General features: G+C 73.9%; 16 protein-coding genes. 8 read left to right on the forward strand and 8 right to left on the reverse strand.

From position 1 onward, the window contains the following. The first annotated feature begins 47 nt into the window (after positions 1 to 47). The 4 genes from AB0D01_RS13830 to AB0D01_RS13845 are packed head-to-tail and all read left to right on the forward strand — an operon-like array spanning position 48 to position 4211. The gene (locus AB0D01_RS13830) at positions 48 to 2723 is read left to right on the forward strand and encodes a nitrate- and nitrite sensing domain-containing protein (protein ID WP_363055349.1); all 2676 of its coding nucleotides are present in this window, start codon (positions 48 to 50) and stop codon (positions 2721 to 2723) included. Further along, positions 2723 to 3166, forward strand: a complete 444-nt coding sequence (locus AB0D01_RS13835; RefSeq protein WP_363055350.1) for a roadblock/LC7 domain-containing protein — start codon at positions 2723 to 2725, stop codon at positions 3164 to 3166. The genes AB0D01_RS13830 and AB0D01_RS13835 overlap by 1 nt, the downstream gene beginning before the upstream one ends. Beyond that, positions 3163 to 3564 (forward strand): DUF742 domain-containing protein, encoded by a 402-nt coding sequence (locus tag AB0D01_RS13840; RefSeq protein WP_363055351.1) that lies wholly within the window; start codon positions 3163 to 3165, stop codon positions 3562 to 3564. The genes AB0D01_RS13835 and AB0D01_RS13840 overlap by 4 nt, the downstream gene beginning before the upstream one ends. Then, on the forward strand, positions 3564 to 4211 hold the full coding sequence (locus tag AB0D01_RS13845) for an ATP/GTP-binding protein (RefSeq protein WP_363055352.1): 648 nt from the start codon (positions 3564 to 3566) through the stop codon (positions 4209 to 4211). The genes AB0D01_RS13840 and AB0D01_RS13845 overlap by 1 nt, the downstream gene beginning before the upstream one ends. A gap of 27 nt (positions 4212 to 4238) precedes the next feature. On the opposite strand, the gene AB0D01_RS13850 is transcribed toward AB0D01_RS13845, so the two are convergent. Then, positions 4239 to 4676, reverse strand: a complete 438-nt coding sequence (locus tag AB0D01_RS13850) for a PPOX class F420-dependent oxidoreductase (protein WP_363055353.1) — start codon at positions 4674 to 4676, stop codon at positions 4239 to 4241. A gap of 106 nt (positions 4677 to 4782) precedes the next feature. Here AB0D01_RS13850 and AB0D01_RS13855 point away from each other — a divergent pair, with 106 nt between their 5' ends. Next, positions 4783 to 5181, forward strand: coding sequence for a roadblock/LC7 domain-containing protein (locus tag AB0D01_RS13855; RefSeq protein ID WP_042800536.1), 399 nt, complete (start codon positions 4783 to 4785; stop codon positions 5179 to 5181). A gap of 194 nt (positions 5182 to 5375) precedes the next feature. Then, positions 5376 to 6290 carry a DUF6397 family protein gene (locus AB0D01_RS13860; protein ID WP_363055354.1) on the forward strand — a complete coding sequence of 305 codons (915 nt, stop codon included), beginning with the start codon at positions 5376 to 5378 and terminating at the stop codon, positions 6288 to 6290. Here AB0D01_RS13860 and AB0D01_RS13865 read toward each other — a convergent pair. The 3 genes from AB0D01_RS13865 to AB0D01_RS13875 form a co-directional block, all read right to left on the reverse strand. After that, entirely contained in the window at positions 6254 to 6655 is a 402-nt protein-coding gene (locus tag AB0D01_RS13865) for a YchJ family metal-binding protein (RefSeq protein WP_363055355.1), read from the reverse strand. The genes AB0D01_RS13860 and AB0D01_RS13865 overlap by 37 nt on opposite strands. Before the next feature lie 71 nt (positions 6656 to 6726). Beyond that, on the reverse strand, positions 6727 to 7626 hold the full coding sequence (locus tag AB0D01_RS13870) for an acyl-CoA thioesterase II (protein WP_363055356.1): 900 nt from the start codon (positions 7624 to 7626) through the stop codon (positions 6727 to 6729). A gap of 124 nt (positions 7627 to 7750) precedes the next feature. After that, positions 7751 to 10273: a DUF3516 domain-containing protein gene (locus AB0D01_RS13875; protein WP_363055357.1), complete on the reverse strand. Its 2523-nt coding sequence runs from the start codon at positions 10271 to 10273 to the stop codon at positions 7751 to 7753. 145 nt (positions 10274 to 10418) lie between these two features. Here AB0D01_RS13875 and AB0D01_RS13880 point away from each other — a divergent pair, with 145 nt between their 5' ends. After that, positions 10419 to 11210 (forward strand): metal-dependent hydrolase, encoded by a 792-nt coding sequence (locus AB0D01_RS13880; RefSeq protein WP_363055358.1) that lies wholly within the window; start codon positions 10419 to 10421, stop codon positions 11208 to 11210. A 107-nt stretch (positions 11211 to 11317) separates the two neighbouring features. Here the strand turns inward: AB0D01_RS13880 and AB0D01_RS13885 are convergent, their stop codons facing one another. The 4 genes from AB0D01_RS13885 to AB0D01_RS13900 form a co-directional block, all read right to left on the reverse strand. Then, complete coding sequence (locus AB0D01_RS13885; protein WP_363055359.1) at positions 11318 to 13099, reverse strand: ABC transporter ATP-binding protein; 1782 nt, start codon at positions 13097 to 13099, stop codon at positions 11318 to 11320. Further along, on the reverse strand, positions 13096 to 14961 hold the full coding sequence (locus AB0D01_RS13890) for an ABC transporter ATP-binding protein (RefSeq protein WP_363055360.1): 1866 nt from the start codon (positions 14959 to 14961) through the stop codon (positions 13096 to 13098). The genes AB0D01_RS13885 and AB0D01_RS13890 overlap by 4 nt, the downstream gene beginning before the upstream one ends. A gap of 168 nt (positions 14962 to 15129) precedes the next feature. After that, complete coding sequence (locus tag AB0D01_RS13895) at positions 15130 to 18066, reverse strand: FAD-binding and (Fe-S)-binding domain-containing protein (RefSeq protein ID WP_363055361.1); 2937 nt, start codon at positions 18064 to 18066, stop codon at positions 15130 to 15132. Between the two features lie 81 nt (positions 18067 to 18147). Continuing rightward, complete coding sequence (locus AB0D01_RS13900; RefSeq protein ID WP_363055362.1) at positions 18148 to 18633, reverse strand: MarR family transcriptional regulator; 486 nt, start codon at positions 18631 to 18633, stop codon at positions 18148 to 18150. Between the two features lie 85 nt (positions 18634 to 18718). Between AB0D01_RS13900 and AB0D01_RS13905 the strand changes: the two genes are divergently transcribed. Then, entirely contained in the window at positions 18719 to 20611 is a 1893-nt protein-coding gene (locus tag AB0D01_RS13905; protein WP_363055363.1) for an ABC transporter ATP-binding protein, read from the forward strand. The last annotated feature ends 16 nt before the right edge of the window (positions 20612 to 20627 follow it).

Raw genomic sequence — 20627 nt, forward strand, 5'->3', positions numbered from 1 at the left:
CCCGAAGCCCGCCACCGCATCCGTGCACCGCCCGGAACGAGGAGTCCATGCGCACACCCCGCACCAGACCCGAGGCGGCCGCGCCACCACGACAGCCCGCGCCGCGCGGCCGCCGGGCACACGCCGGTCCGCCGGCCGACGAGGCCGCCGCACCGGATCCCCTCCGTACGACCCACCCGGTCGCGGAGGCGGCGCCCGCCCGCCGACGGGTCCGGCTGCGGCCCGCGACGGTCCGCGCGAAGATCATCTCGCTGCTCATGCTCCCCGTGGTCTCCCTCCTCGCCCTCTGGGGCTTCGCCACCGTCAGCACCGCCCGCGAGATCGCGAGGCTCGGCGACGTCCGCCAGGTCGACGCCACCCTGCGCACCCCCCTCGCGGCCGCCCTCACCGAGCTCCAGGCCGAACGCCGGGCCGCCGTCCGCTTCCTGGCCGACCCCGCCTCCGACCAGGGACCCGCCCTGGAGCAGCAGGCCCGCCGCACCGACGCCGCCGTGAAGCGGCTGCGCCTCGGCGACCGGCACACCGTCGCCGACACCGGCGACCACCCCACCGAGGTCGTCGCCCGACTCGGTGCCTTCGTCACCGCCGCCGAAGCGCTCGCCGGCGCCCGGACGGACATCGCCGCCCGCCGCATGGGCCCCGACGCCGCGTACGAGACGTACACCCGCGTCACCGAGGCCGCCCTCGCCGCCGAAGGCGCCCTCTCCGGCGGCGAACACCCCGCGCTGGGCCCCGGGGCCCGCGTCCTGCTGGAGTTCGCCCGGGCCGGGGAGATGCTGTCGCGGGAGGACGCGCTCCTCGCCGTCCCCGCCGCGCCGCGCTCCGCCGAAACGCTCCGCCTCCTGGCCGGAGCCGTCGAGACCCGGCGCGCCCTGTCCGGGGCCGCCGCCCGGGACCTGCCCGCCGGCCCGCGCGCCGCCTGGGAGACGGTGGTGAGGAGCGCGGCGTACGGGGAGCTCACGACCGCCGAGGACAAGGCCCTGGCGGCTTACGCCCCGACGCCCGCGGGCTCGGGCCCGGGCGCGGCCGGCAACGGCGCGAAGGACCCGAAGGACGCGCGGGACCCGAAGAAGGCCGAGGAGGTACGCGGCACCCCCGCCGGCTGGGACGCCGCCCACGCGAGCGTCGGCTCCTCCATGCGCGAGATCGCCGGCGCCGCGCACGCCCGCCTCGTCGGGGACGCCGACCCCTTCACCGAGGGCGCGACGGGGCCGGCGGGCGCCGCCGTGCTGCTGGGACTCGTCGCCGTCGCCGCCTCGCTCGTCATCTCCGTCCGCATCGGCCGCGCGTTGGTCGTCGAGCTGGTCTCCCTGCGCAACACGGCCCTGGAGATCGCCCACCGCAAGCTGCCGCACGCCATGGACCGGTTGCGCTCCGGGCAGGACATCGACGTGGCGGCCGAGGCGCCGACCGGCGCGGTCGCCGACGACGAGATCACGCAGGTCGGCGCGGCCCTGAACACCGTCCACCGGGCCGCCCTCAGCGCCGCCGTCGAACGCGCCGAACTGGCCGACGGGATCAGCGGCGTCTTCGTCAACCTCGCCCGCCGCAGTCAGGTCCTCGTCCACCGGCAGCTCAACCTGCTCGACTCGATGGAACGGCGCGCCGACGATCCGGCCGAACTCGGCGACCTCTTCCGCCTCGACCACCTCACCACCCGGATGCGCCGCCACGCGGAGAGCCTGATCATCCTCTCGGGAGCCGCCCCCGGCCGCGCCTGGCGGACTCCGGTGCCGCTGACCAACGTGGTCCGCGCGGCCGTCTCCGAGATCGAGGACTACCCGCGCGTCGACGTGCGCGGTCTCGCCGAGGCCGCCGTCGTCGGCTCGGCCGTCGCGGACCTCACCCACCTCCTCGCGGAACTGATCGAGAACGCGGCGCAGTTCTCCCCGCCGCACACCAAGGTCCGCGTCAGCGGGGAGACCGTCGGCGCCGGGTACGTCCTGGAAGTGGAGGACCGGGGGCTCGGCATGGGCCGCGAGGCCCTGGCCGACGCCAACCGCCGCATCGAGCAGTCCGAGGACCTGGACCTCTTCGACAGCGACCGACTCGGCCTCTTCGTGGTGAGCCGCCTCGCGGCCCGCCACGGGGTACGGGTCCACCTGCGGACCTCACCCTACGGCGGCACCACCGCCGTGGTGCTGCTGCCCGGCGTGCTGCTCCAGGCGGCCATCGAGCCCCCGCCCGCGGGCGCCGCACGACCGGAGCGGCACGCCGAACCGGCCGGACGGCCGACGCCCCCGCGGCAGCCCCCGGCGGGCCCGCGCCCCCGGCCGGCGGGCGCGGATCCCCGGCCGGACCCCGAGGTCGAGGAGCCGCGCCCCGCACCGGTGGCGGCGCTGCGCCCGCGCGGCCCCGGCGGCACACCGCCGCGTACGCAGCCCCGTACGCCGTCCCCGTCCACGGCCGCGCCCACGCCCACGCCTGCGTCCCCGTCCGCGCCCTTCGCGGCGCAGTCCGCCTCGCGGGCCGGGGCCTCGGGTGGGGCCTCGGCCGGGGCGGCCTCGGTGACCGAACTGCCGCGCCGGGTGCGCCAGGCCAGCCTCGTCCCGCAACTGCGCGAGGCCCACGGGGCCGGGGGCGCGGACGGCGGGGGCCACACCGGGGCGTCGAAGGCCCGTAGCCCCGAAGAGGCCCGCGACCGGATGGCCGCCTACCGCGACGGGTGGGCGCGCGGCTCCCGGGAGAACTCCCCCCACGCAGGCAGCGAAGGAGAAGTGTGATGATCGAACACCACAGGGTCGACCTCGACGGGTTGCGCCGCACCGGCGAACTGGACTGGCTCCTGGACGACATGGTGATGCGGGTCCGCGAGGTCCGGCACGCGGTCGTCCTGTCCAACGACGGCCTCGCGGTCGGCTCCTCCAGCGCCCTGAGCCGGGAGGACGCCGAGCACCTGGCGGCGGTGGCCTCGGGATTCCACAGCCTCGCCAAGGGCGCGGGACGCCACTTCCACGCCGGGGGCGTGCGCCAGACGATGGTGGAGATGGACGAGGGGTTCCTCTTCGTCGCCGCCGCCGGAGACGGTTCCTGCCTGGCCGTCCTCAGCGCGGCCGGGGCCGACATCGGCCTGATCGCCTACGAGATGGCCCGCCTGGTCAAGCGGGTCGGCGAGCACCTCTACGCCCCGCCCCGCTTCGCGGTCCGCCCGCCGGCCGCCGGGTGAGCACGGCGGTCCGGGTCGTGGAGGACCAGTGGTACGACGCCGAGGCGGGCCCGCTCGTGCGTCCGTACGCCCTGACCGGCGGACGGACGAAGCCCGGACCGCACGGGGTCCGCTTCGACCTGATCGCGCTGGTCTTGGTGGACCCGGCGGCGGCGGGCGGGGCGGACGAGTCGCTGTTGGGCCCCGAACACCTCGCGCTGCTCGGGCTCTGCCGCGCCGAGACCCAGTCGGTGGCCGAACTCGCGGCGGACGCGGACCTTCCGGTGGGTGTCGTACGGGTCCTGCTGGGGGACCTGCTGGAGGCGGGGCACGTCAAGGTCAGCCGCCCGGTGCCGCCCGCGCGGCTGCCCGACGAGCGGATTCTGCGGGAAGTCATCGAGGGATTGCGAGCACTGTGATGGGACTGCGGGACAACGGACCGGCGGGGCGGGCGGGTTCGGAGGCGGACGAGGAGGAGACGTCCGCGCTCGCGCTGAAGATCCTGGTGGCCGGGGGGTTCGGCGTAGGCAAGACCACGCTCGTCGGCGCGGTCAGCGAGATCCGGCCGCTGCGCACGGAGGAGGCGCTGAGCGAGGCGGGCGAACTGATCGACGACACGGCCGGCGTCGACCGGAAGACCACGACCACGGTCGCGATGGACTTCGGGCGGATCACCATCCGCTCCGGCCTGTCGCTGTACCTGTTCGGGACGCCCGGCCAGGACCGGTTCTGGTTCCTGTGGGACGAACTCTCGCAGGGCGCGCTCGGGGCGGTGGTGCTGGCCGACACCCGGCGGCTGGAGGACTGCTTCCCGGCCGTCGACTACTTCGAGCACCGACGGATCCCGTTCGTGGTGGCCGTCAACTGCTTCTCCGAGGCGCGGCGTTATGGGGCGACCGAGGTGGCGCGGGCACTGGACCTGGAACAGGGGACACCGGTGGTGCTGTGCGACGCGCGGGACAAGGACTCGGGGAAGGAGGTGCTGATCAGGCTGGTCGAGTACGCCGGGCGGGTGCACACCGCCCGGCTGCTCGACTCGGTGGCGCCCCGGGCCGGTTCCGCGTGAGGCGGAACCGGTCGGCTCGGCGAGCGCTCAGTCGGCGATGCCGGCCATGGCGATCACCTTGTCGATCGGCACCCGGACGAGGAGTTCGCCGGGGACGCCGTTGCGGCGACCGAAGGCCTCGCCGCGCTCCTCGCCCATGTACCGGGCACCGATCCGGGTCGCCCAGTGGAGCAGCCCCTCGGGGTCGTCCTCGTGGCCGCTGATCTCGGCCCGGCCCTGGAGGACGACGTAGGAGAAGGGTGGGCGGTCGTCGTCCACGCAGAGGGCGACCCGGCCGTCCCGGGCCAGATTCCGCCCCTTGACGGTGTCCGCACCGGTGTTGAACACGAAGGAGTCGCCGTCGAGGACGAACCAGATGGGAGCGATGTGCGGGCTCCCGTCCGCGCGGACCGTGGAGAGCTTCCCGGTGCGGGTCGAGTGCGAGACGAACGCCCGCCATTCCTCTTGAGTCATCTTCTGTGCCATGGGTCCATCCTCCTTGCCGGAAAGCCGCTGGTGGGGAAGGCTTGCGGCACGACTACGCGGGGTGGGGCGCGGCCACGTCGGCCGCGTCGACGGGGAGGGGCTGGAAATGGCACTGGACAAGCAGCTCGACTGGCTTCTGGACGATCTGACGCGCAGGGTCCAACAGGTCCGGCACGCGGTGGTGTTGTCGAACGACGGGCTGGTGACGGCCGCGAGCGCGGGCCTCGCGCGGGAGGACGCCGAGCACCTGGCGGCCGTCGCCGCCGGGTTGCAGAGCCTGGCCAAGGGGTCGGGACGACACTTCCGGGCGGGTGAGGTGCGCCAGACGATGGTCGAGTACGACGAGGGCTTCCTCTTCGTCGTGGCGGCCGGATCGGGCAGTTGCCTGTGCGCGCTCAGCGCCGCCGAGGCCGACATCGTGCAGGTGGCCTACGAGATGACGTTGCTGGTCAACCGGGTCGGGGAGCACCTGGGGGTCGCGGAGCGGCGGATCACCGGGGGTTGAGCGGGCTCCGAGCCGGAGCCGGGCCCCGAGCAGGAGCCGGGATCCGAGCCGGATTCGGGGCGTCGCGGGGCGGGGCGTTGCGGGGCGGGGTGAGGGTTATCCACAGGCCTCGCGCGGTTCGGTCGCGGGGAGTTACGGTCTTCACACAGAGTGATCGCCATCAGGGTGATCGGCACGCGTGGGGGAGGACCGTGATGAACGTGGAAGCGCCGGTGTGTACGTCCGTGGGCGGGGGAGCGGACGGCGATCGGGAAGGCGTGCGGGGCGTCGCCGAGCGGTGCCCCGAACAGGACCGGACGCCTCCGGGGGCGGGGCCGGGACCGCGCGGAGCCGCAGGACCGCGGCCGCAGCCGCTGCTCGGTGGGGTCCGGGCGGCCCGGGAACTGGGTCTGGGACGGGGCGAGTTCGTCCGGGCCGTGCAGTTGGGGTTGGTACGGCCCGTCCCGCGCGCCCCGGCGGGACCGGCGAGGTTCCTGCGCGCCGAGGTGGAGCGGGTCCGGGCCCGGGAGGGGTTCCCGCAGGCGCTGCGCGCCCGGTTGGAGACCGTGGCCGGCGCCGACGCGGGCGCGGAGGTGTTGGGGATCGGGCCGAGCCGCTTCACCCGGCTCGCGCGCTGCGGGCACCTCACACCGCTCGGCTACCGGATCAACCGCTACCGGGTCGTCGTCTGGTCGTACCCGGTCGCGGAGTTGCGGGAGTTCGCGGCCCGGGAGCCGGGGATGCTGCGGGGGGTCGCCTCCCCGAGGGACCGGGAGCTCGTCGAGGCCCGTGCGGACCTGCGCCCGCGCCGGTGGCGGGCCCGGCACGTGGGGCTGTCGCTCAGAGCGACCGCCGACCCCTGGGAGCGTGCCGCGGTGCTCGCGTGCGTCCTGCCCGAGGAGGCGGTACGGGCGGCCGTGCCCGATCCGGCCGAGCGCATCGTGCTCGCCGCCCTCGCACCGCCCCCGCCGTACGGCCACCCGCGGGTCCCGGCGGCCGAGGCGGTGGCCCGGGCGCTGTTGACGGCCGACCTCCCGGAGGAGGTCGACTGGTACCGCACCAGCCTCGACTTCGCGCTGCGGGGAGCGCGCGCTCAGTCGAACTCGACGGGCGAGAGGGGGCCGACGTAGACCCAGGCGCCGTCCTCGCGGGAGAAGTCGCTGTGCTCGCGCAGGGAGCCCGTGTGCCGCCCCTCGCGGTAGTGGGCGCGGAACTCCACCGCCCCCCGGGTCTCGAACATCCCGCCGCGCTCGGTGGCGAGGATCTCCAGCCGCTCCCAATGCTGTCCGGGGTCCAGTTCCAGCCGGGGCGGCCGGGTCGTGGAGTGCCAGGAGCGGAGCAGGTAGGCGGTGTCGCCGACGGCGAAGGCGCTGAAGCGCGAGCGCATCAGCAGCTCCGCCGTGGGGGCCGCCTGGGCGCCCGAGTGGAAACGGCCGCAGCACGCCGCGTAGGTGGCGGGCAGCCCGCAGGGGCAGGGACGGTCGGGGGTGGACATGGCGGTTCGGTTCTCCGGGAGGGAAGGCGGTGACGGTGGGGGCGGGCCGGCCTCGGGGCGGGCCCGCGGACTCAGACGGTCGGGCCGGCCGGGTGCGTCCTGGGGGAGTAGGGGCGGAAGAGTCCCTCCTGGACCACGGAGACCAACAGCCTGCCCTCCAGGTCGTAGATGCGGCCCCGGGCCAGGCCCCGCCCGCCGTGCGCGATGGGTGACTCCTGGTCGTAGAGGAACCACTCGTCCGCCCGGAAGGGCCGGTGGAACCACATGGCGTGGTCCAGCGAGGCCATGTCGAATCCGCGCATGCCCCACAGCGGTTCCACGGGGATGCGCACGGCGTCGAGGAGGGTCATGTCACTGGCGTAGGTGAGGGCGCAGGTGTGCACGAGCGGGTCGTCGCCCAGGGGGCCGACCGCCCGCATCCACACCGCGCTGCGCGGATCGGCGTCCTTGAGCTCCTGCGGGGTCCAGCGGAGCCGGTCCACGTACCGGATGTCGAAGGGCTGCCGGCGGGCCATCCGCTCCAGGGCCTCGGGCAGGGCGCCGAGGTGCTCGCGGATCTCGTCGGCGACCTTCGGGAGCGTGTCCGGGTGCGGGAAGTCGAGGCGGGGAGGCAGCTGGTGCTCGATGCTGCCCTCCTCCGGGTGATGGAAGGAGGCGGTCAGGTTGAAGATGGTCTTGCCCTGCTGGACCGCGGTGACGCGGCGCGTGGTGAAGGAACGCCCGTCGCGCACCCGTTCCACCTGGTACACGATCGGCACCCCGGGAATGCCGGGGCGCAGGAAGTACGCGTGCAGCGAATGGACCGGGCGGTCGCTCTCGGTGGTGCGGCCGGCGGCCACCAGGGCCTGGCCGGCCACCTGTCCGCCGAACACGCGCTGGAGGGACTCCTGGGGACTGGCGCCCCGGAAGATGTTGACCTCGATCTGCTCCAGGTCGAGCAGATCGACCAGTCTCTCGGCAGGGTTCGTCATCACGGGTTCTCCACGTTCTCCGCTGTCGGGTCCGGCGGGTGTCGCGCGTGCCGGGGAAGGGGTGGGGGTGACGGGTCGGGCGGACCGGGCCGGCCCCGTAGGGCCGGCCGCGGGGCCGTCGCGGTCAGAGGGCGCCGAGCTCGCCCACCGAGGTGACCCGCAGGACGGCCCGGCCCTCCTCGTCGGAGGCCGTGAGGTCGACCTCGGCGCTGATGCCCCAGCCATGGTCGCCGTTCGGGTCGGCGAAGGTCTGGCGGACGCGCCACAGGCCGTGCGCCGGGTCCTCCTCGATCTGCAGGAGCTTCGGGCCGCGCGCGTCGGGGCCGGTGCCCAGGTCGTCGTACTCGTCCCAGTAGCCGTCCATGGCCTCGCCCCAGGCGTCGGCGTCCCAGCCGGACTCGGCGTCCAGCTCGCCCAACTGGTCGACGTGGTCCAGGGCGGCCAGCTCCACCCGGCGGAACATGGCGTTGCGGACCAGCACGCGGAAGGCGCGGGCGTTCGCCGTGACCGGCTTGACCTGGTCGGCCTTCTCCTGGGCCTGCTCCGCCGTCTCCACCTCCGGGTTCGCCAGCTGTTCCCACTCGTCGAGCAGGCTGGAGTCGACCTGGCGGACCAGCTCGCCCAGCCAGGCGATGAGGTCCTGGAGGTCCTCGGACTTCAGGTCGTCGGGGATGGTGTGGTCGAGCGCCTTGTACGCGCTCGCCAGGTAGCGCAGCACGATGCCCTCGGTGCGGGCCAGCTCGTAGAAGGAGGTGAACTCGCTGAAGGTCATCGCGCGCTCGTACATGTCGCGGATGATCGACTTCGGGGAGACGGGGTGGTCGCGGACCCACGGGTGGCTCTTGCTGTACACGTCGTACGCGTGGAGCAGCAGCTCTTCGAGCGGCTTGGGGTAGGTGACCTCCTGGAGGCGCTCCATGCGCTCCTCGTACTCGATCCCGTCCGCCTTCATCGCCCCGACGGCGATGCCGCGCTCCTTGTTCTGCTGCGCGGCCAGGATCTGCCGCGGGTCGTCGAGGGTGGACTCGACCACGGAGACCATGTCCAGCGCGTAGGACGGGGACTCGGGGTCCAGCAGGTCGAAGGAGGCCAGCGCGAACGTGGACAGCGGCTGGTTCAGCGCGAAGTCCTGCTGGAGGTCGACGGTGAGCCGGATCGTGCGGCCCTCGGCGTCCGGGGTGTCGAGCTTCTCCACGACGCCGCCGTCCAGCAGGGACCGGTAGATCGCGATGGCCCGACGGATGTGCCGCAGCTGGGCCTTGCGGGGCTCGTGGTTGTCCTCCAACAGGTGGCGCATCGCCTTGAAGGCGTCGCCCGGCCGCGCGATGACCGACAGCAGCATGATGTTCGTGACCTTGAAACGCGAGGTCAGCGGCTCCGGGTCGGCCGCGATCAGCTTCTCGAAGGTGGTGTCCGACCAGGCCACGAACCCCTCGGGCGCCTTCTTGCGGACCACCTTGCGGCGCTTCTTCGGGTCGTCGCCCGCCTTGGCGAGGGCCTTCTCGTTCTCGATGACGTGCTCGGGGGCCTGCGCCACCACGAAGCCCGCCGTGTCGAAACCGGCGCGGCCGGCGCGGCCGGCGATCTGGTGGAACTCGCGGGCCCGCAGCGTGCGGACCCGGTTGCCGTCGTACTTGGTGAGGGCCGTGAACAGCACCGTGCGGATGGGGACGTTGACGCCCACGCCCAGGGTGTCGGTACCGCAGATCACCTTCAGCAGACCGGCCTGCGCCAGCTTCTCCACGAGCCGCCGGTACTTGGGCAGCATGCCCGCGTGGTGGACGCCGATGCCGTGCCGCACGTACCGGGACAGGTTCTGGCCGAACTTCGTGGTGAAGCGGAAGTTGCCGATCAGGTCGGCGATCTTGTCCTTCTCCTCACGGGTGCACATGTTGATGCTCATCAACGACTGCGCCCGCTCGACCGCCTGGGCCTGGGTGAAGTGCACGATGTACACCGGGGACTGCCGGGTCTCCAGCAGCTCGGTGATGGTGTCGGTGATCGGCGTGGTGACGTACTCGTACGACAGCGGAACGGGCCGGGTCGCGGAGCGGACCACCGAGGTCGGCCGGCCCGTGCGGCGGGTCAGGTCCTCCTCGAACCGCTTCACGTCGCCGAGGGTCGCCGACATCAGGACGAACTGCGCCTGCGGCAGCTCCAGCAGCGGGATCTGCCACGCCCAGCCGCGGTCCGCCTCGGCGTAGAAGTGGAACTCGTCCATCACGACCTGGCCGATGTCGGCGTACTTGCCGTCCCGCAGCGCGATGGAGGCCAGCACCTCGGCGGTGCAGCAGATGACGGGGGCGTCGGCGTTCACGGAGGCGTCGCCGGTCAGCATGCCGACGTTCTCGGTGCCGAACAGCTTGCACAGGTCGAAGAACTTCTCCGACACCAGGGCCTTGATCGGCGCCGTGTAGAAGGTCACCTTGTCCTGGGCCAGCGCGGTGAAGTGCGCGCCGGCGGCGACGAGGCTCTTGCCGGAGCCCGTCGGGGTGGAAAGGATCACGTTCGCCCCGGAGACGACCTCGATCAGCGCCTCCTCCTGCGCCGGGTACAGGGTGATGCCCTGGTCCTCCGCCCACGAGGAGAAAGCCTCGAAGAGGGCGTCGGGGTCGGCGTTCGGCGGGAGCTGATCAATGAGGGTCACGCCCCCCATCTTGCCTGGCTTCTCACCGGAAGAGGGAACCGGCGGACGCAACGAAGATCATCGCAGGTACTCTGTGCCGTCGAGGCGGCCCGAACGAAACCATCGACGGGGCCCCACCACGACGGGACCGGGGCGGGAAACGAGCATGATGGGTCCGGCGCACTCACTGTCCGGGGCGGCCGCCTGGCTGGGGGTGGGCGCGGCGACCGCCGCCGCGGGACACCCGATGCCCTGGCCCGTCCTCGTCGTCGGCGCGCTGATCTGCGCGGGCGCCGCCCTCGCACCCGACCTCGACCACAAGTCGGCGACGATCTCCCGCGCCTTCGGCCCCCTCTCGCGGGGCCTGTGCGAGGTGGTCGACAAGCTCTCCTACGCCGTCTACAAGGCCACCCGCGCCCCGCGCGACGCCCGCCGCACCGGCGGCCACCGCACCCTGACCCACACCTGGCTCTGGGCGGTGCTGATCGGCGCCGGCTCCTCCGCCCTCGCGGTGAGCATCGACCGGTGGGGCGTGCTCCTCCTGCTCTTCGTCCACCTCGTCCTGGCCGTGGAGGGGCTGCTGTGGCGGGCCGCCCGCATGTCCAGCGACATCCTCGTCTGGCTCCTCGGCGCGACCAGCGCCTGGATCCTCGCGGGGGTCCTGGACGAGCCGGGCAACGGCGCCGGTTGGCTGTTCACCGCCCCCGGCCAGGAGTACCTCTGGCTCGGCCTGCCGATCCTGCTCGGGGCCCTCGTCCACGACATCGGCGACGCGCTGACGGTCTCCGGCTGCCCGATCCTGTGGCCCCTGCCGATCGCCGGCAAGCGCTGGTACCCGGTGGGCCCCCCGAAGGGGATGCGGTTCCGGGCGGGCAGCTGGGTGGAGCTGAAGGTCCTCATGCCGGCGTTCATGCTGCTCGGCGGTGTGGGCGGCGCCTCGGCCCTCGGGTTCATCTGAGCCGTCCCCGGGCGTGCTCCCCGGACCGGCGCCCCCGGACTGCCGCCCCCACCGGACCCCGCCGGTCGGGCGGGATCCGTTGGGGGACGGCCTCGGCCGTGACGGGCTCAGCCGTGCCAGGAGCGCCACAGCGCCGCGTAGGCGCCGTCGGCGGCCACCAGCTCGTCGTGGGAGCCCAGCTCGCTGATGCGGCCCTCCTCCACGACCGCGATCACGTCCGCGTCGTGCGCGGTGTGCAGGCGGTGGGCGATGGCGATGACCGTCCGGCCGTCCAGCACCCGGGCCAGGGAACGCTCCAGGTGCCGGGCCGCCCTCGGATCCAGCAGCGACGTCGCCTCGTCCAGCACCAGCGTGTGCGGATCCGCCAGGACCAGCCGGGCCAGGGCCACCTGCTGCGCCTGCGCCGGCGTCAGCGCGCTCCCGCCGGAACCGACCTCGGTGTCCAGACCGGCCTCCAGGGCGCGCGCCCAGCCGTCCGCGTCCACCGCGGTCAGCGCCGCCCACAGCTCGGTGTCCGCCGCGCCGGCCCGCGCCAGGCGCAGGTTGTCGCGCAGGGAGCCGACGAAGACGTGGTGCTCCTGGTTGACCAGGGCCACGTGCTCACGGACCCGTTCCGCCGGCATCCGCGACAGCCGCGCGCCACCGAGGGTGACCTCGCCGGTCCGCGGCGCGTAGATGCCTGCCAACAGCCGGCCGAGGGTGGACTTGCCCGCCCCGGAGGGCCCGACCAGCGCCATCCGGGTGCCCGGCGGCACGGACATCGACACCCGGTGCAGGACGTCCACGCCCTCGCGGTACCCGAAGCGCACCTCGTCCGCGCGCACCCCGCGCCCCTGCGGGGCGACGGTCTCGTCACCGGCGTCCGGTTCGATCTCGTGGACCCCCACGAGCCGGCCCAGCGAGACCTGCGCGATCTGCAGTTCGTCGTACCAGCGCAGGATCAGCCCGATCGGGTCGACCATCATCTGCGCCAGCAGCGCCCCCGTCGTCAGCTGCCCCACCGACATCCAGCCCCGCAGCACGCAGTAGCCGCCGATCAGCAGCACCGCGCCGAGGATGGTCACGTAGGTGACGTTGACGACCGGGAAGAGGACCGTGCGCAGGAACAGCGTGTACCGCTCCCAGGCCGTCCACTCCTTGATCCGCCGCTCCGACAGCTCGATCCGGCGCCCGCCCAGGCGGTGCGCCTCCACCGTGCGGCCCGCGTCCACCGTCTCGGTGAGCGCCGCGGCGACGGCCGCGTACCCGGCCGCCTCCGAACGGTACGCGGAGGGCGCCCGCCGGAAGTACCACCGGCAGCCGATCACCAGGACCGGCAGCGACAGCAGCGCGGCCAGGGCCAGGGGCGGGGCGGTCAGCGCGAGCGCCCCGAAGAGCAGCCCCGCCCAGACCACGCCGATGGCCAGCTGCGGCACGGCCTCGCGCATCGCGTTGGCCAGCCGGTCGATGTCGGTCGTGATCCGCGACAGCAGGTCGCCGGTGCCGGCGCGCTCCAGCACCCCCGGCGGCAGGCCCACGGAACGCACCAGGAAGTCCTCGCGCAGATCGGCGAGCATCTCCTCGCCGAGCATCGCCCCGCGCAGCCGCACCATGCGGGTGAACACGGTCTGCACGGTCAGGGCCGCGGTGAACGCGAGCGCCACCCACCCGAGGTGGAGGTCCCGCGCGCCGCGCGCGAGCTCGTCCACGACCCGTCCCAGCAGGTACGGGCCGACCATGGAGGCGACCACGGCGACCGCGTTGACGGTCACCAGCGCCACGAAGGCCCGCCGGTGGCGCAGGAACAGGCCGCGCACGTAGCCCCGTACCGTCGCCGACGTGCCCACGGGCAGGGTGGCGGCGGTCTCGGGGGCCGCCGGATCGTATTGCGGCGGTGCCACGCCGATCATGCGGATTCCTCGATCTCTGTGAGTGCTTCTTCCATCTCCGCCAGCCGCTGTTCCTCGTCGGTCTTGCGGGTGACGACGGCCCGGTAGCGCGGCTCGGTGCGCAGCAGTTCGCGGTGCGTGCCGGTGGCCGCGGCCCGGCCCTCGTGGACGAGGACGACCCGATCGGCGCGGTCCAGCAGCAGCGGGGACGAGGCCAGGACCACGGTGGTGCGTCCGGCGCGCAGGGAGCCGATCCCGTCGGCGATCCGGGCCTCGGTGTGGGAGTCGACCGCGGAGGTCGGCTCGTCCAGCACCAGCACCTCCGGGTCGGTGACCAGGGACCGGGCCAGGGCGAGGCGTTGGCGCTGCCCGCCGGACAGGGACCGGCCGCGTTCGGTGATCCGGGCGTCCATCGGGTCGTCCACCCCGTCGGGCGCGGACTGCAGCAGGGCGTCCAGGACGTCGCCGCACTGCGCCGCCGTCAGGGCCCGCCCGGGCTCCACCGCCCCCGAGGCCGGTACGTCGAGCAGCTCGCGCAGGGTCCCGGACAGCAGCACCGGCTCCTTGTCCTGTACGAGGACCAGCCCGCGCGCCGTGTCCAGCGCGAGGGCGTCCAGCGCGACCCCGCCGAGCAGCACCGAGGGCTCCTCGGCGGCGACGGCGCCCGCGGGCCCCGCCGGCCCCTCCAGCGGGTGCCCGCCCAGGCGCTCGGCGAGTCGGCCAGCCAGGTCCGGGTCCCCGCACACCACGGCGGTGAACCGTCCGGCCGGGGCCACCAGCCCCGTCACGGGGTCGTACAGGTCCCCGCCCGGCGCCGGGGGCGCGGTGTCCCCGGCGCCGGCAGCGGTCCCGGAAGCGGCCCCGGCGTCGGTCCCGGCGTCGGTCTCGGTGCGCGTCAGCGCCAGGACGCGGGCCGCGCGCGCGGCGGACGGCCGAGAGAAGGAGTACGCCATGGCGATCTCCTGGAAGTGCCGCAGCGGGTACAGCAGGGTGGCCACCGCGCTGAAGGCGGCGACGAGTTCGCCCACCTCCAGCCGCCCGTCCAGGACGAGCCCCGCGCCGTACCAGACGACCACGATCAGCAGGACGCCCGGCAGCATCACCTGGATCGCCGCGATCAGGGCCCACATCCGGGCACTGCGCACGGCGGCCTCGCGGACCTGCTGCGAGGCCTCGCGGTAGCGGCCCAGGAACAGCTCCTCGCCGCCGATGCCCCGCAGCACCCGCAGGCCCGCCACGGTGTCGGAGGCCAGCTCGGTGGCCTTGCCGGCCTTCTCGCGCTGCACGTCGGCGCGTCGCGTGGCGCGCGGCAGCAGCGGCAGGACGGACAGGGCCAGCACCGGAACCCCGACGGCGACGACCACGCCGATGGCGGGCGCGTAGAAGAGCAGGCCGACGCAGATGGCGACGACGGCGACCACGGCGGCGAGGAAGCGGGAGACCGCCTCGACGAACCAGCCGATCTTCTCGACGTCGGCCGTGGACACCGCGACCACCTCGCCGGCCGCGACGCGTCGGGTCAGGGCGGAGCCCAGCTCGGCGGTCTTGCGGGCGAGCAACTGCTGCACCCGCGCGGCGGCGGTGATCCAGTTCGTGACGGCCGTGCGGTGCAGCATGGCGTCGCCGACGGAGATCGCGATCCCGAGGGCGACCATCAGGGCGCCGACGAGCAACAACCCCCGCCCGTCGCGCCGTACGACCGCCTCGACGCCCAGGCCCACCGCGTAGGGCAGGGCCGTGACCCCGCAGAAGTGCAGCACTCCCCACGCCAGGCTCTTGGCCTGTCCGCCGAGCTGTCCCCGGCCGAGCCACAGCAACAGGCGGGGGCCGGAGCGGGCGTCGGGTACCCCGGGATCCGGATACGGAAGATCGCTGATCTGCATGACGCCCCATGACTGGTCGAGTGGTCCAAACCGAGCAAGGTTCGCCTTCCGGGCGGGCGTCGGGCAATCGATTTTGCGTTGGCCAGGGCCTCGCGCGACGGGGTTCGCGGTACGCCCGCTCCCCGGCCGGGCAGGTCGGGGAGGGCGTACGCGGGGGCGCGTCCGGGATCAGGGGCGCGTGGCGCGCTCCAGTTCGAGGAGCACCGACCGGTACGCGTGCCCGGTCGCCCCCTCCATCCCGACCTCGCACATCCGGTTCGCGGACAGGTGGGCGTCGTAGGTCCGGGCCGTCACCTCCGCCGCCTCGCGGGCCGTCGCCGAGGCCGTCAGCTCCGGGTGCAGCATCCCCCGGTCCCCGGCGAAGGCGCAGCAGCCGGCGTCGTCCGGGACCACCACCTCCTCGGAGCAGGCCGCGGCGACCGCGCGCAGCTGCGCCTCGTCGCCCAGGTGGTGCATGGAGCAGGTGGGGTGCAGGACGGCCGACCCGACCGTGCGCAGGACCTCCAGGCGCGGCAGCAGCTCCTCCGCCGCCCACACCACCGAGTCCACGATCCGCAGCTCGCGGTGGAGGGCGAGGTTCTCCTCGGTCAGGTACGGGAGCACCTCGTGGGCGATGCCCAGCGTGCAGGAGGAGGCGTCGACCACGAGCGGCAGCCGACCCCCGGCCGTCCAACCCCAGGCGGCGTCCACGATCCGGTTGGCCATCAGGCGGGCGCCCTCCTCGTAGCCCTTGGAGTGCCAGATCGTCGCGCAGCAGGTCCCGCCCACGTCGTCCGGGATCCACACCGGTCTGCCGGCCCGCTCCGACACGGCGACCACCGCCTCGGGCAGGGAGGGGCCCGGATCGCCCTCGGGGCCGCCGAAAATGCGGTTCACGCAGGCCGGGTAGTAGACGGCGGACGCGCCCGCGCGCCGGGTCGGCGGCAGCGCGCCGGCGGCGGCGCCGGGCACCTGCGGCAGCCACCGGGGGACCAGGTCGGGGCGTACGATCCTGCGCGCGGCGTCGGTCACGGCGGTCAGGGGCCGGTCCCCGACCCGGGCGGTGATCGTGGCGGCGGCGCCGACGGCGAGGCGCGCGGCGGCCTCCACGGCCCCGAAGCGCCGGGCGGCCAGGGCGGCGACCCGCTCCTCGCGGGCGGAGTGGCGCCGGTGACGGAAGTCCTTCATCAGCGCGCCGGTGTCGATCCCGACCGGGCAGGCGAGCCGGCAGGTGGAATCGCCCGCGCAGGTGTCGACGGCGTCGTAGCCGTAGGCGTCCAGCAGCCCGTCGAGGACGGGCGAGCCCGAGGTCTGGCGCATCATCTCGCGGCGCAGCGCGATCCGTTGGCGGGGAGTGGTGGTCAGGTCCTCGCTGGGGCAGGTCGGTTCGCAGAACCCGCACTCGATGCAGGGATCGACGACGGCCTCCACCCGCGGGATCGTCTTCAGGCCCCGCAGGTGGGCGCGGGGGTCGCGGTCGAGCAGGACGCGCGGGGCGAGGACGCACTCCGGGTCGACGAGCCGCTTGGTGCGCCACATCAGCCCGGTGGCGAGCGGACCCCACTCCAGTTCCAGGAAGGGGGCCATGTTGCGGCCGGTGGAGTGCTCGGCCTTCAGCGAGCCGTCGAACCGCTCGACCGTCGTCCGGCAGAAGTCCTCCATGAAGGCCCCGTAGCGGGCCACGTCGGCCGGGTCGGAGGCGTCGAAGGCGAGCAGGAAGTGCAGGTTGCCGTGGGCGGCGTGGCCGGCGACGGCCGCGTCGAACCCGTGCCGTTCCTGGAGCGCGAGGAGGGCCTCGCAGGCCTCGGCGAGCCGGGACGGGGGGACGGCGAAGTCCTCCGTGATCAGGGTGGTGCCCGGGGGGCGGGCGCCGCCGACGGCGGTCACGAAGGCCTTGCGGGCCTTCCAGTAGCCGGAGACGACGGCGGGGTCGTGGGTGAAGGCGTTGGTGATCGAGGCGACCGGCGCCACGGGGGCGAGCCGCTCCAGCACCCGCGCCGCCCGCCGCTCGTGGGCCTCGCGGCCCGCCCGGTCCGCGGCCCGGAACTCGACCAGCAGCGCCGTGGTGTCCCGGGGCAGCTCCGCCCAGTCGGCGGGCACCCCCGGGACGCCGACGCAGGCGCGCAGGGTGTTCCCGTCCATCAGCTCGACGGCGAGCGCGCCCGCCTCGTTGAACAGCGGCACGGCCGCGGCCGCCGCCGGCAGGGAGGGGAAGAACAGCAGGCCGCTCGTGGTCTCGCGGTCCAGGGGCAGGGTGTCGAAGACGACCTCGGAGATGAAGCCGAGGGTGCCTTCGGAGCCGACCATGAGGCCCCGCAGGATCTCCACCGGCGTCGTGCCGTCGAGGTAGGCGTCCAGCCGGTAGCCGGTGGTGTTCTTGATCTCGTACTTGGCGCGGATCCGGGCCGTCAGCGCGGCATCGGCCTCGATCTCCCGTTTGATCTCCAGCAGTCCGCGGCACAGCGCGGGTTCCGCGCGGGCCAGCTCCTCGTCGGCCAGCGGGTCGGCGGTGTCGACGACGGTGCCGGTCGGCAGGACGAGGGTCAGCGAGGACAGGGTGCGGTACGAGTTCCGGGTGGTGCCCGCCGTCATGCCCGAGGCGTTGTTCGCGACGACGCCGCCGAGGGTGCAGGCGAGGGCGCTGGCCGGGTCGGGCCCCAGGACCCGGCCGTGCCGGGCGAGCGCGACGTTGGCCCGCGCCACGGTCGTGCCGGGGCGGATCCGGGCGCGCCGGCCCTCGTCGAGGACCTCGACGCCGACCCAGTGGCGGCGTACGTCGACCAGGATGTCCTCGCCCTGGGACTGCCCGTTCAGGGAGGTCCCGGCGGCCCGGAAGACGACCTCGCGCTGCCTGCCGTGGGCGTACGACAGCACCGCGGAGACGTCGTCGATGTCCTCGGCGACCACCACGACCTGGGGCACGAAGCGGTACGGGGAGGCGTCGGTGGCGTAGCGGACCAGGTCGGAGACCTTCCACAGCACCTTCTCCGGCCCCAGCAGCTCGGCCAGCTCGGTGCGCAGGGTCTCGGGGGTGCCGGCCGCCAGCCGGTCGGGGACGCGGTCGGGAGCGGGGCCGCGGGGGGTGCGCGGGCGCAGCGCGCCCGGCTTCGGTTCCAGGAGCGGCATGGGCGGCATCCCCTCGTACGGCGCGCACGGCGCGACCGGGCGCCGGCGCGGTCCGTCGGCGCGGGGGCGGGGACGGCCCGCTCAGCAGTGACGTTCCGCCGGGGCGTCCGTCAGCGCGTTCAGCAGGCCGCCGAGCACCTCGCGCTGTTCGGCGGTCAATGGAGCCAGGATCTCCTCTGCCGCGTCGGTCCGCGCGTTGCGCAGACGGCGTAGCGTGGCGCGGCCGGTCTCGGTGAGCTCGATCCGGATGACGCGGCGGTTCGCCGGGTCGGGCACGCGGCGCACGCAGTCGGCCGCCTCCAGGCCGTCGACCAGCGTGGTCACGGCGCGCGGCACGACCTCCAGGCGGGCGGCCAGATCGGCCATCCGGGGCGGCCGGTCGCCGCCGTGGTGCGAGACGAGGCGCAACAGCCTGCCCTGGGCCGGGGTGATCCCGAGGGGTTCCATGTACCGCTTCTGGATGCGGTGGAGCCTGCGCGTGAGGCGCAGCAGCTGCTCCGCGAGGACCCCGTCGGTGGTGTCGCGGGTGTCGCTCTCGCGGGTGTCGGTCTGGGAACCGGTGCTCATACTGGGAACAGTACCAGGACCGGATTCATTGTGAGCATAGGTAACAATGAGCTAAGCTCATCGGAGTCTCGTCAGAAGGAGGCCCATGCGCCCCGAAGAACCGACTTGGACACCATCGAACGAAGCCCTCGACCCCTCCCGTCCGGCTCCGTCGGACCGCCCGCGCGAACTGCGCCGCATCGTCGCCCTGTTCCGCCCCTACCGCGGCCGGCTGGCGCTCGTCGGCGCCCTCGTGGCCGCCTCCTCGCTGGTCGGCGTGGCGTCGCCGTTCCTGCTCAAGGAGATCCTGGACGTCGCGATACCCCAGGGGCGCACGGGCCTGCTCAGCCTGCTCGCGCTCGGCATGATCCTGACCGCCGTCGTCACCAGCGTCTTCGGCGTGCTCCAGACCCTGATCTCCACCACGGTCGGTCAGCGCGTCATGCACGACCTGCGGACCGCCGTGTACGCGCAGCTCCAGCGCATGCCGCTGGCCTTCTTCACCCGCACCCGTACCGGTGAGGTGCAGTCCCGCATCGCCAACGACATCGGGGGCATGCAGGCCACGGTCACCTCGACCGCGACCTCCCTCGTCTCGAACCTGACCGCCGTCATCGCCTCCGTCGTCGCGATGCTCGCGCTCGACTGGCGCCTGACCGTCGTCTCGCTGCTCCTGCTGCCGCTGTTCGTGTGGATCAGCCGCCGGGTCGGCCGCGAGCGCAAGCGGATCACCATGCAGCGCCAGCGCCAGATGGCGGCGATGGCCGCCACCGTCACCGAGTCCCTCTCGGTCAGCGGCATCCTGCTCGGCCGCACCATGGGCCGCTCCGCGTCCCTGACCGACGCCTTCGCCGAGGAGTCCGAGAAGCTCGTCGGGCTGGAGGTGCGCTCCAGCATGGCCGGCCGGTGGCGGATGTCCACCATCGGCATCGTCATGGCCGCCATGCCCGCGCTGATCTACTGGGCCGCCGGCCTGGCCCTCCAGACGGGCGCGCCCTCGCTCTCCGTCGGCACCCTCGTCGCCTTCGTCACCCTCCAGCAGGGCCTCTTCCGCCCCACCGTCAGCCTGCTGTCGACCGGCGTGCAGATCCAGACCTCGCTCGCCCTGTTCGCCCGCATCTTCGAGTACCTCGACCTGCCCGTGGACATCACCGAGCGCGCCGAGCCGGTGCGCCTGGACCGGGCCAAGGGGGAGGTCCGCCTGGAGGACGTGCACTTCGCCTACGAGGCCAAGGGCGGTCCCACCCTCAGCGGCATCGACATCACCGTCCCCGCCGGCGGCTCCCTGGCCGTGGTCGGCCCGACCGGATCAGGCAAGAGCACCCTCAGCTACCTCGTGCCGCGCCTCTACGACGTGACCGGCGGCCGGGTCGCCCTCGACGGGGTGGACGTGCGCGACCTCGACTTCGACTCCCTGGCCCGCTCCATCGGCGTGGTCTCCCAGGAGACCTACCTCTTCCACGCCTCGGTCGGCGACAACCTGCGCTTCGCCAAGCCCGACGCCACCGACGAGGAGATCGTCGAGGCGGCCCGCGCGGCCCAGATCCACGACCACATCGCCTCGCTGCCGGACGGCTACGACACCCTCGTCGGCGAGCGCGGCTACCGCTTCTCCGGCGGCGAGAAGCAGCGCCTCGCGATCGCCCGCACCATCCTGCGCGACCCGCCGGTGCTCATCCTCGACGAGGCCACCAGCGCCCTCGACACCCGCACCGAGCACGCCGTGCAGCGCGCCATCGACAACCTCTCGCAGGGGCGGACCACCATCACGATCGCGCACCGCCTCTCCACGATCCGCGACGCCGATCAGATCGTGGTCCTCGACGCGGGCCGGATCGCCGAGCGCGGTACGCACGAGGAGCTGATCGGTGCCGGCGGCCGGTACGCCGCCCTCGTGCGCCGGGACCGGGACGCCGCGCGGACCTCCGCCGGGTCGGAGGGTCGGCCGTCCGGGCGGGACGAGGCGCAGGGGCCCGTACCCACTCCGGTGAACGTGTGATCGTATGACAGGTTGG

It is taken from the genome of Streptomyces sp. NPDC048606 (assembly GCF_040650855.1).
Classification (GTDB): Bacteria; Actinomycetota; Actinomycetes; order Streptomycetales; family Streptomycetaceae; genus Streptomyces.

What these genes read in the sequence shown, in the direction of transcription:
- AB0D01_RS13890 (WP_363055360.1), bottom strand. Translation starts at nt 14,961, where the DNA reads ATGCAGATCAGCGATCTTCCGTATCCGGATCCCGGGGTACCCGACGCC.
- AB0D01_RS13835 (WP_363055350.1), top strand. Translation starts at nt 2,723, where the DNA reads ATGATCGAACACCACAGGGTCGACCTCGACGGGTTGCGCCGCACCGGC.
- AB0D01_RS13845 (WP_363055352.1), top strand. Translation starts at nt 3,564, where the DNA reads ATGGGACTGCGGGACAACGGACCGGCGGGGCGGGCGGGTTCGGAGGCG.
- AB0D01_RS13870 (WP_363055356.1), bottom strand. Translation starts at nt 7,626, where the DNA reads ATGACGAACCCTGCCGAGAGACTGGTCGATCTGCTCGACCTGGAGCAG.
- AB0D01_RS13860 (WP_363055354.1), top strand. Translation starts at nt 5,376, where the DNA reads ATGAACGTGGAAGCGCCGGTGTGTACGTCCGTGGGCGGGGGAGCGGAC.
- AB0D01_RS13855 (WP_042800536.1), top strand. Translation starts at nt 4,783, where the DNA reads ATGGCACTGGACAAGCAGCTCGACTGGCTTCTGGACGATCTGACGCGC.
- AB0D01_RS13865 (WP_363055355.1), bottom strand. Translation starts at nt 6,655, where the DNA reads ATGTCCACCCCCGACCGTCCCTGCCCCTGCGGGCTGCCCGCCACCTAC.
- AB0D01_RS13880 (WP_363055358.1), top strand. Translation starts at nt 10,419, where the DNA reads ATGATGGGTCCGGCGCACTCACTGTCCGGGGCGGCCGCCTGGCTGGGG.
- AB0D01_RS13850 (WP_363055353.1), bottom strand. Translation starts at nt 4,676, where the DNA reads ATGGCACAGAAGATGACTCAAGAGGAATGGCGGGCGTTCGTCTCGCAC.
- AB0D01_RS13905 (WP_363055363.1), top strand. Translation starts at nt 18,719, where the DNA reads ATGCGCCCCGAAGAACCGACTTGGACACCATCGAACGAAGCCCTCGAC.
- AB0D01_RS13895 (WP_363055361.1), bottom strand. Translation starts at nt 18,066, where the DNA reads ATGCCGCTCCTGGAACCGAAGCCGGGCGCGCTGCGCCCGCGCACCCCC.
- AB0D01_RS13900 (WP_363055362.1), bottom strand. Translation starts at nt 18,633, where the DNA reads ATGAGCACCGGTTCCCAGACCGACACCCGCGAGAGCGACACCCGCGAC.
- AB0D01_RS13830 (WP_363055349.1), top strand. Translation starts at nt 48, where the DNA reads ATGCGCACACCCCGCACCAGACCCGAGGCGGCCGCGCCACCACGACAG.
- AB0D01_RS13885 (WP_363055359.1), bottom strand. Translation starts at nt 13,099, where the DNA reads ATGATCGGCGTGGCACCGCCGCAATACGATCCGGCGGCCCCCGAGACC.